Annotated in this window: 9 protein-coding genes; 5 read left to right on the forward strand and 4 right to left on the reverse strand. The window is 59.9% G+C overall.

What is annotated here, in order from left to right; translation table 11 throughout:
• Positions 1–176: 176 nt before the first annotated feature.
• Complete coding sequence (locus DMX11_RS24200) at positions 177–758, reverse strand: hypothetical protein (RefSeq protein ID WP_146230378.1); 582 nt, start codon at positions 756–758, stop codon at positions 177–179.
• A 178-nt stretch (positions 759–936) separates the two neighbouring features.
• Here DMX11_RS24200 and rfbB point away from each other — a divergent pair, with 178 nt between their 5' ends.
• From rfbB to rfbA, 3 genes are read left to right on the forward strand one after another with little or no spacing between them, the layout of a single operon-like run.
• A complete protein-coding gene (gene rfbB, locus DMX11_RS24205; protein ID WP_110747790.1) occupies positions 937–2007 on the forward strand; it encodes a dTDP-glucose 4,6-dehydratase in 1071 nt (356 codons plus the stop codon).
• Positions 2004–2909, forward strand: a complete 906-nt coding sequence (rfbD, locus tag DMX11_RS24210) for a dTDP-4-dehydrorhamnose reductase (protein ID WP_110747793.1) — start codon at positions 2004–2006, stop codon at positions 2907–2909. Before rfbB ends, rfbD begins: the two co-directional genes overlap by 4 nt.
• A gap of 8 nt (positions 2910–2917) precedes the next feature.
• Complete coding sequence (gene rfbA, locus DMX11_RS24215; protein ID WP_110747796.1) at positions 2918–3799, forward strand: glucose-1-phosphate thymidylyltransferase RfbA; 882 nt, start codon at positions 2918–2920, stop codon at positions 3797–3799.
• A 136-nt stretch (positions 3800–3935) separates the two neighbouring features.
• Here rfbA and DMX11_RS24220 read toward each other — a convergent pair whose 3' ends face one another.
• On the reverse strand, positions 3936–4148 hold the full coding sequence (locus tag DMX11_RS24220; RefSeq protein ID WP_371921803.1) for a UDP-N-acetylglucosamine 2-epimerase: 213 nt from the start codon (positions 4146–4148) through the stop codon (positions 3936–3938).
• Between the two features lie 678 nt (positions 4149–4826).
• On the opposite strand from DMX11_RS24220, the gene DMX11_RS24225 reads away from it, so the two are divergent.
• Positions 4827–5162: a ComEA family DNA-binding protein gene (locus DMX11_RS24225; RefSeq protein WP_110747808.1), complete on the forward strand. Its 336-nt coding sequence runs from the start codon at positions 4827–4829 to the stop codon at positions 5160–5162.
• A gap of 470 nt (positions 5163–5632) precedes the next feature.
• Here DMX11_RS24225 and DMX11_RS24230 read toward each other — a convergent pair whose 3' ends face one another.
• Entirely contained in the window at positions 5633–5800 is a 168-nt protein-coding gene (locus tag DMX11_RS24230) for a DUF2897 family protein (RefSeq protein WP_003252762.1), read from the reverse strand.
• Positions 5801–5981: 181 nt separating this feature from the next.
• On the opposite strand from DMX11_RS24230, the gene pyrF reads away from it, so the two are divergent.
• Positions 5982–6683 carry an orotidine-5'-phosphate decarboxylase gene (pyrF, locus tag DMX11_RS24235; RefSeq protein ID WP_010952851.1) on the forward strand — a complete coding sequence of 234 codons (702 nt, stop codon included), beginning with the start codon at positions 5982–5984 and terminating at the stop codon, positions 6681–6683.
• A gap of 57 nt (positions 6684–6740) precedes the next feature.
• On the opposite strand, the gene DMX11_RS24240 is transcribed toward pyrF, so the two are convergent.
• Positions 6741–7571: an undecaprenyl-diphosphate phosphatase gene (locus DMX11_RS24240; RefSeq protein ID WP_110747799.1), complete on the reverse strand. Its 831-nt coding sequence runs from the start codon at positions 7569–7571 to the stop codon at positions 6741–6743.
• Between the last annotated feature and the right edge of the window lie 655 nt (positions 7572–8226).

Genomic DNA, 8226 nt, shown 5'->3' on the forward strand with positions numbered 1-8226 from the left:
TTGCCAGTTTTGCTAACGTCTAAAATATTCTCCCAGCTTTAGCGAGCCGGGAGACTGTAATAGTGGACCACCAGTTACGAGGTAGTGTAAGGCGAACAAGCCGTGATCCCTATTTCGTTTCCGCTCCATTGCTAACCGCAGAAACGCTTTACCGGTCAGATTGGCATCAAGTCAGTTTAAAAACTGGGGCTTTCCGGCACAGGTACGACATCAAGTTGGCCAACGTCCGTACCGACTATCGACGTCGAAAAAGTTACTGAATACCGCCCCAGATCACTAAGGTTTCGGCCAAAATCAATGGCTACCCCTTCAGAGTTCCACTTATAAACCTCAGCCTCATACGAGGCCCCGGACTTCAATTTCACCCAATGAGTCCCGCTAGCCGCCGGCTGCCCCAGCTTATCAGTCAGCATTTCTTTAACCAGGTACAAATTATTAGCATTACCCGTCAACACCAACTGACTAACAGCTCCACCCTCCACCGTTGCAAACAACTTATACCCCGGCGAAATAGGCAGATACGGCAACCCCCGCACTTCAAAGCGTCCCGCTTTCTTAGTCGCAATGCGGCAAGGTTGAGGAGGGCGTATCTCCCCCGTTGCACACTCCGGCACCTCGGTCAAAAAATCCCCTTGCAGATCCACCCCCAGGAAAGCACTGGGCGTGATCACCTGGTGAGCAAGCTGCGTGGACTGTGCCCAGACAGGCGCGGAAGCAAACAAGGCCGCAACAGCGACCGAAGGAAATATAGAAGGCATAAACATCCCTGTGAGCCCAGATGGCGTTCTTGAGAAGGTTTCGTATTTTGCCTCGCGGTCAATGACAGAACAACAGTCAAATGCGTGAACGGTGACTTACCGCCACACGCCGTCAGCGTTCCCGTCTAGAATTGCGCCAATAACATCCATCCGCATCCACTCGAGAAGCGTCAAGCCTATGACAATCCTGATAACCGGCGGTGCCGGCTTCATCGGCGCGAATTTCGTGCTGGATTGGGTAAGCCAGTCCGGCGAACCCATCGTCAACCTGGACAAGCTGACCTACGCTGGCAACCTGCGGAGCCTCGCTAGCCTAGAGGGTAATCCGCAGCATGTCTTCGTGCATGGGGATATAGGCGATGGGCGGTTGGTGCAACGGCTGTTGGCAGAGCATCGCCCCCGCGCTGTGCTCAATTTCGCCGCCGAGTCGCACGTCGACCGGTCCATTCTCGGGCCCCAGGCTTTCGTTGACACCAATGTGGTGGGTACCTTCCAGTTGCTGGAAGCCGTACGGGGTTACTGGCATGGCCTGGATGAGGCAGCGCGGGGGGCGTTCCGCTTCCTGCATGTTTCTACCGACGAAGTTTATGGCTCGCTGAAACCCGGCGAACCTGCGTTCACCGAAACCCACCAATACCACCCAAACAGCCCGTACTCTGCCAGCAAGGCGGCCAGCGACCACCTGGTGCGTTCCTATCACCACACCTATGGCTTGCCGGTGCTCACCACCAACTGCTCGAACAACTACGGGCCGCTGCATTTTCCCGAAAAGCTGATCCCGCTGATGATCGTCAATGCCTTGGCTGGCAAGCCGCTGCCGGTGTATGGCGATGGGCAGCAGATTCGTGACTGGCTATACGTCAAGGACCACTGCAGCGCCATCCGCCGAGTGCTTGAGGCAGGGCAGGTGGGTGAGGTGTACAACGTCGGTGGCTGGAACGAAATGCCCAACCTGGGCATCGTCCACCATGTATGTGCGCTGCTCGATGAACTTCGGCCGCGGGCTGACGGGCAGCCTTACGCCAGTCAGATCAGCTTCGTCACCGACCGCCCAGGCCACGACCGCCGTTATGCCATCGATGCTCGCAAGCTTGAGCGCGAACTCGGCTGGAAGCCTGCCGAAACCTTCGAAACCGGCATTCGCAAGACGGTTACCTGGTACCTGGCTAACGAGGATTGGGTCAAAGGCGTCATGGACGGCAGCTACCGTGACTGGGTCGCGCAGCAATATGGGGCTGACGAAGTTTGAAAATTTTGCTGTTGGGGAAGAACGGACAAGTGGGCTGGGAGTTGCAGCGTGCCCTTGCGCCTTTAGGTGAGGTGATTGCGCTTGACCGCCAGGGCGAGGGTGAGTTGTGCGGGGATCTGAGTAATCTCGATGGTCTGGCGGCGACGGTGCGCTCGCTGGCCCCGGATGTGATCGTCAACGCTGCGGCTTACACGGCGGTGGACAAAGCCGAGAGCGAGCCAGAGCTGGCTGCCCGCATCAATGCCGATGCGCCGGGCCTGTTGGCCTGTGAGGCCGCCAGGCTGGGTGCACGGCTGATCCACTACTCCACAGACTATGTGTTCGACGGTAGTGGCCTGGCGCCGTGGCAAGAGGATGCCCCCACCGGCCCGCTGTCTGTCTATGGCCGTACCAAGCTCGATGGCGAGCTCGCCATTGAGGCCAGCGGTGCCTCTGCCGTGGTGCTGCGGACCAGTTGGGTGTATGCCGCGCGCGGCCACAATTTTGCCAAGACCATGTTGCGCCTGGCGGCCGAGCGGGACGCGCTCAATGTGGTGGCAGACCAATATGGCGCCCCGACCGGCGCAGAGTTGATCGCCGATGTTACCGCCCATATCGTGCGGCAGCTTTTCAGTGTGCAGGATGCTAGCCCTTTGCTCGGCACGTACCATCTTGCGGCAGCCGGAGAAACCAGCTGGCACGGGTATGCCCAGTTCGTACTGGCGCAGGCGCGGCGCAATGGCATGGCCTTGAAGGTGTCCGCCGAACAGGTGGGTGCAATCAGTACCCAAGCTTACCCGGCGCCGGCTCCGCGCCCGCTAAATTCTCGGCTGGCATTGGCTAAACTGGAAGAGACCTTCAATCTCAAGATGCCGCTTTGGCAACAAGGTGTGCAACGCATGCTGGACGAAATCCGGCGTTAGGAATAGTTATGGCACGTAAAGGACTCATTCTGGCCGGTGGCTCTGGCACTCGCCTGCACCCCGCCACGCTATCTGTATCGAAGCAGCTGTTGCCGGTGTACGACAAGCCGATGATCTACTACCCGCTCAGCACGCTGCTGCTGGCCGGCATTCGGGACATTCTGATCATCTCCACGCCTCAGGACACCCCGCGTTTCGAACAACTGCTGGGTGATGGTAGCCGTTGGGGTATCAACCTCTCTTATGCCGTGCAGCCTAGCCCGGACGGCTTGGCCCAAGCATTCACGATCGGGGCAGACTTTATTGGCAACGCCCTGTCGGCGTTGGTGCTGGGTGACAATATTTTCTATGGTCATGACTTCCAGTCGCTGCTTCTGAGTGCTGGCCAGCGGCAGTCGGGGGCCAGCGTGTTTGCTTATCACGTCCAGGACCCGGAGCGTTACGGTGTCGCGGAGTTCGATGGCAGCGGGCGCGTATTGTCGATAGAAGAAAAACCGAAAGCCCCGAAGTCCAACTATGCGATCACCGGTCTTTATTTCTACGACAACCAGGTCGTCGACTTGGCCAGGCAGCTTAAACCGTCGGCACGCGGCGAACTGGAAATCACCGACCTCAATAACTTGTACCTGCAGCAGCAGCAATTGCAAGTCGAGATCATGGGGCGTGGTTATGCCTGGCTGGATACCGGTACCCACGACAGCCTGCTGGATGCCAGCCAATACATCGCCACCATGGAGCGGCGCCAGGGTCTCAAGGTGGCTTGCCCTGAAGAAATTTGCTATCGCGCGGGCTGGATCGATGCAGAGCAACTTGAGCGGCTTGCTCAACCGCTGCTGAAGAACGGTTACGGGCAGTACTTGAAGAACCTGCTTGAAGTTAAGGTATTTTGACCTGCGCTATTTCGTGGGCCTTCCCAGGTGTACGCCTGGTTATCTCACGGGCTTCCGGGTTCGGTGCCTGTGAGATCGAGCGCCGCGCGGGCGGCGCTTGATCTTACAAACGACAAACATTCCAAGGCATGCCCTGTCAGCCCAAGCCCAATCTCGACCCAAGCGCCTCCACTATCCGCCCACATGCCTTGCCATCGCCATACGGGTTATGCGCCACGCTCATCTCCTTATACGCCGCCTCATCCGTCAGCAACCTGGCCAGTTCCCCGGTTATGGAATCAACCTCCGTGCCCACCAGTTTCACCGTCCCCGCTGCCACCGCCTCCGGCCGCTCGGTGGTATCGCGCATCACCAGTACCGGTTTGCCAAGCGCCGGCGCTTCCTCACACGCGGGGCTCGAAGCGGGCGTCCTGTGCGAGTTGCAGGGCAAGAGGGGCCATCTTGATGGCTTCTGGGCGGGTGCCGAATACGGTGAGGGTTTTGAGGGGCACGGCGGTGATCCTCTTGCTGAACGGGGCTGTACGGGGTAGGCCGAATGGGCCGGGTGTGCGCGCGAAGGCGGGTCTGGCGGACGGGTTGGGTGCGAGGGCAAGCGGCGGGTGGACGGGGGCATGCAGCTTGGGTCCTTCAAGCAAACGGCTGTCCATTGCTCAAAAATCTAGCAGTTGGTTCCCGTGATGCCAGTTGGCAGGGCGGGCGGGACCCTGCAGGAGAGTGCGGTTGTTCGTGGTCTGGCCTTGTTCATCGGGGGGTGTAGGAATGTGTGCGGGTTCTGCGGTGAATGCGGTATCGGACAAACGGGTATTTGGCTACAGGCCATGCGGCATGGCGCCAATGCTCTCGGGCTGGCGGGAGGGGAGGGAAAGGCCATTGTTTTTGGGTTGGCGAAGTTGATTGCGTGGTTGATCTATTTGGTAACCATTCGCCGAGGATGCTGGCTGTTTGGGTGTGGAGTTTACCGCTAGGGTTGATGACGCAGCCGAAGGAAACCGGCTGATGGAAAATGACCAACCTAGGAGTGTTCACCATGCGTAACAACGTTCTGTCGTACTTGCTGCTGCCGCTGTTCGCCAGCCTGTCCTTTTCCCTTAGCGCTGCCCCGGCCAGCACCACGGCGGTGGCCGAGCCGGTGCCGATGGTAAGCCCGCAGCAGGCCCCGCAGCCCCAGCGGCTGGACCTGAACACGGCCGATGCGCTGACTTTGCAGAAGGAGCTGAATGGGATAGGGAAAGCCAAGGCTGAGGCCATAGTGGCCTACCGGGAGGCCAATGGCCCATTTGCTTCGGTGGATGAACTGCTGGAGATCAAGGGCATTGGCAATGCGTTGCTGGAGCGTAACCGGGACAAGGTGATGGTGGAGTAAGTGGGGGAGTAGGGCGAGCCTGTGGTTTGGGGTTGCCCTCTGGAACCGGGGCTGCAAAGCAGCCCTGTTTTTTGTCTGAAATGAGGCGGCTCATCACGAAAGGGGGGCATGGGTAACCGGCGATGGGTTCGCCGGGAGATGGAGTTAAGGCTATCAGGTGTCCGTCTTGAGTTTTGAGGTGATGCGTATATCGAGCGCCGCCCGCGCGGCGCATCGCGAGCTGCGCTCGCTCCTACGTTTGTTTCGGGCCAATCATTCCTGTGCCATTTGCGCGCGAACGCCTTGGCGCATGGCGCAATATCACGTTGTACAAACAAGGCGGTCGCGCGCGCCTGTCACAGGCGTTACTGGCCTGAAACAAACGTAGGAGCGAGCGCAGCTCGCGATGCGCCGCGCGGGCGGCGCTCGATCTCACGGGCACCACATAACCCACGCCAAGCAAAATGAGGCTTTCAAACCCTTCTTAACCCCTAACGGTCCTGCGCATCCTTGGCATCCGCCTCGGCATTGCGCTCATGCACCTTGCGCAGTTGCTCTTCAGTCAGCGGCAGTTTTTTCGCCGTGTCGCGCAGCATCATCAAGCCTCCGACGATGGACCCGAGGGCTATGATGAGGATCAGCCAGGCATACCAGGGCATTGTCGTTCTCCTTTACGGGGTGATGGGCGGCGCTTGTATGAATTTTGAGCAATTGCCCGTTCCAATGGTTCAATTATAGGAGCCAGCCCGTGCCGGGCCAATTCCGTGACCCGCGGGCCCCAAAGCCTGCGTCACTTCGTTTACAATGCGCGCCGTTTTCGACTTGCAAAGAGACCCTGCCATGTCCGCCTGCCAGACGCCCCTGATCGTCGCCCTGGATTTCCCTACCCGTGAGGCCGCCCTGAAGCTGGCTGACCAGCTTGACCCTGCGCTGTGCCGGGTAAAGGTGGGCAAGGAGCTGTTCACCAGCAGCGCTTCGGGCATTGTCGAAACCCTGTGCGACAAGGGTTTCGAAGTGTTCCTGGACCTCAAGTTCCACGACATCCCCAACACCACCGCCATGGCCGTGAAGGCTGCAGCCGAGATGGGTGTGTGGATGGTCAACGTGCATTGCTCCGGTGGCCTGCGCATGATGGCGGCCTGCCGTGAAGAGTTGGCCAAGCGCAGCGGCCCGCAGCCGTTGCTGATTGGCGTGACGGTGTTGACCAGCATGGAGCGCGAAGACCTGGCCGGTATCGGCCTGGATGTCGACCCGCAAGAGCAGGTGCTGCGTTTGGCGGCACTTGCCGAGAAGGCTGGCATGGACGGTTTGGTGTGTTCGGCGCTGGAGGCCCCGGCACTGAAGGCGGCGCACCCGTCGCTGCAGTTGGTGACCCCGGGTATTCGCCCCGCGGGCAGTGCGCAGGATGACCAGCGCCGTATCCTCACCCCGCGCCAGGCACTGGATGCCGGTTCGGACTACCTGGTGATCGGCCGTCCGATCAGCCAGGCGGCGGACCCGGCGCAAGCGCTGGCTGCGGTCGTCGCTGAAATACGCGGCTGAACCTGACCAATGAAAAGGGCTGCGGATGCAGCCCTTTTTCATTTTTGTGTCGTGCTATCAGCCCTGAGCTGTCGACCAGTCGATCCAGCCGAACTGCCAGGTGGCCAGGATGAATAGACCAAAGGCGATGCGATACCAGGCGAACGTCGCGTAGCTGTGGTTGGCGATGAACTTGAGCAGCGCACGCACGGCGATCATGGCGAAGATGAACGAGGTCACGAAACCGATGGCGAACACCGGCAGGTCGCCGGGTTGGAACAGGTCACGGTACTTGTAACCCGAATACACTGCTGCGCCGACCATGGTCGGCATCGCCAGGAAGAACGAGAACTCGGTGGCCGCTTTGCGCGACAGGCCGAACAGCAGGCCGCCGATGATGGTGGACCCGGAACGCGATGTGCCTGGGATCATCGCCAGGCATTGGACGAAGCCGATCTTCAAGGCATGGGTCCAGCGCATGTCATCGACGTGGTCGACTTCTACGCGGTGGGTGCGGCGTTCGGCCCAGAGCATGATTACCCCGCCAACCACCAAGGCGGTTGCCACGGTGATCGGGTTGAACAGGTAGTGGTGGATCAGGTCGGCGAACAGCACGCCCAACACCACCGCAGGCAGGAACGCCAATAGCAGGTTGCCCGTGAAGCGCCGTGCAGTGGGCTGGCTGGTCAGGCCGAACACCACTTCCAGTATCTTGCCGCGAAACTCCCACACTACCGCCAGGATCGCCGCCAACTGAATGATGATGTTGAACGCTATTGCGCGTTCACCGCCGAAATCTATCAAGTCGGCAACGATGATCTGGTGCCCGGTACTGGAGATTGGCAGAAACTCCGTGAGCCCTTCAACTACTCCCAGGATGATTGCCTGGAAGGCAGTCCATAAGTCCATTAATCCCCCGTTAGACCTTTGCTGCTTGCAAGGCCCATGTTCTTGATTTACCGATGATTGCCGGTTGAGCCGGCGAAGAAGATGTTGATGCGCGCCGGATGCTACCAGAGCAAGGGTTGGATGTGCGCGTCGGGAAATGGGATCAAGGCTATCAGGTGCCGTCTTGGGGTATGAGGTGGTGCGTAAATCGAGCGCCGCCCGCGCGGCGCATCGCGAGCTGCGCTCGCTCCTACATTTGTTTCGGGCCAGTCACGCCTGTGACAGGCGCGCGCGACCGCCTTGTTTGTAGGACGCAATATCGCGTCATGCGCCAAGGCGTACGCGCGCAAATCCCCCAGAAATAACTGGCCCGAAACAACCGTAGGAGCGAGCGCAGCTCGCGATGCGCCGCGCGGGCGGCGCTCGGTCTTCCACGCGACGCACCTCTACCGCCGTACCCTTACCAAGCCACCCCGCATGGCATGAGGTTGCGCAATGGCCGGGTGTGTTTGGCGTGGGTTTTAGGGTGTGGCAGAAATCGAGCGCCGTCCGCGCGGCGCATCGCGAGCTGCGCTCGCTCCTACATTTGTTTCGGGCCAGTCACGCCTGTGGCAGGCGCGCGCGACCGCCTTGTTTGTGCGACGCAATATCGCGTCATGCGCCAAGGCGTACGCGC

Source organism: Pseudomonas sp. LB-090624, assembly GCF_003205205.1.
Lineage (GTDB): Bacteria > Pseudomonadota > Gammaproteobacteria > Pseudomonadales > Pseudomonadaceae > Aquipseudomonas.

What these genes read in the sequence shown, in the direction of transcription:
- DMX11_RS24200 (WP_146230378.1), bottom strand. Translation starts at nt 758, where the DNA reads ATGCCTTCTATATTTCCTTCGGTCGCTGTTGCGGCCTTGTTTGCTTCC.
- rfbB (WP_110747790.1), top strand. Translation starts at nt 937, where the DNA reads ATGACAATCCTGATAACCGGCGGTGCCGGCTTCATCGGCGCGAATTTC.
- rfbA (WP_110747796.1), top strand. Translation starts at nt 2,918, where the DNA reads ATGGCACGTAAAGGACTCATTCTGGCCGGTGGCTCTGGCACTCGCCTG.
- DMX11_RS24220 (WP_371921803.1), bottom strand. Translation starts at nt 4,148, where the DNA reads ATGCGCGATACCACCGAGCGGCCGGAGGCGGTGGCAGCGGGGACGGTG.
- DMX11_RS24225 (WP_110747808.1), top strand. Translation starts at nt 4,827, where the DNA reads ATGCGTAACAACGTTCTGTCGTACTTGCTGCTGCCGCTGTTCGCCAGC.
- DMX11_RS24230 (WP_003252762.1), bottom strand. Translation starts at nt 5,800, where the DNA reads ATGCCCTGGTATGCCTGGCTGATCCTCATCATAGCCCTCGGGTCCATC.
- pyrF (WP_010952851.1), top strand. Translation starts at nt 5,982, where the DNA reads ATGTCCGCCTGCCAGACGCCCCTGATCGTCGCCCTGGATTTCCCTACC.
- DMX11_RS24240 (WP_110747799.1), bottom strand. Translation starts at nt 7,571, where the DNA reads ATGGACTTATGGACTGCCTTCCAGGCAATCATCCTGGGAGTAGTTGAA.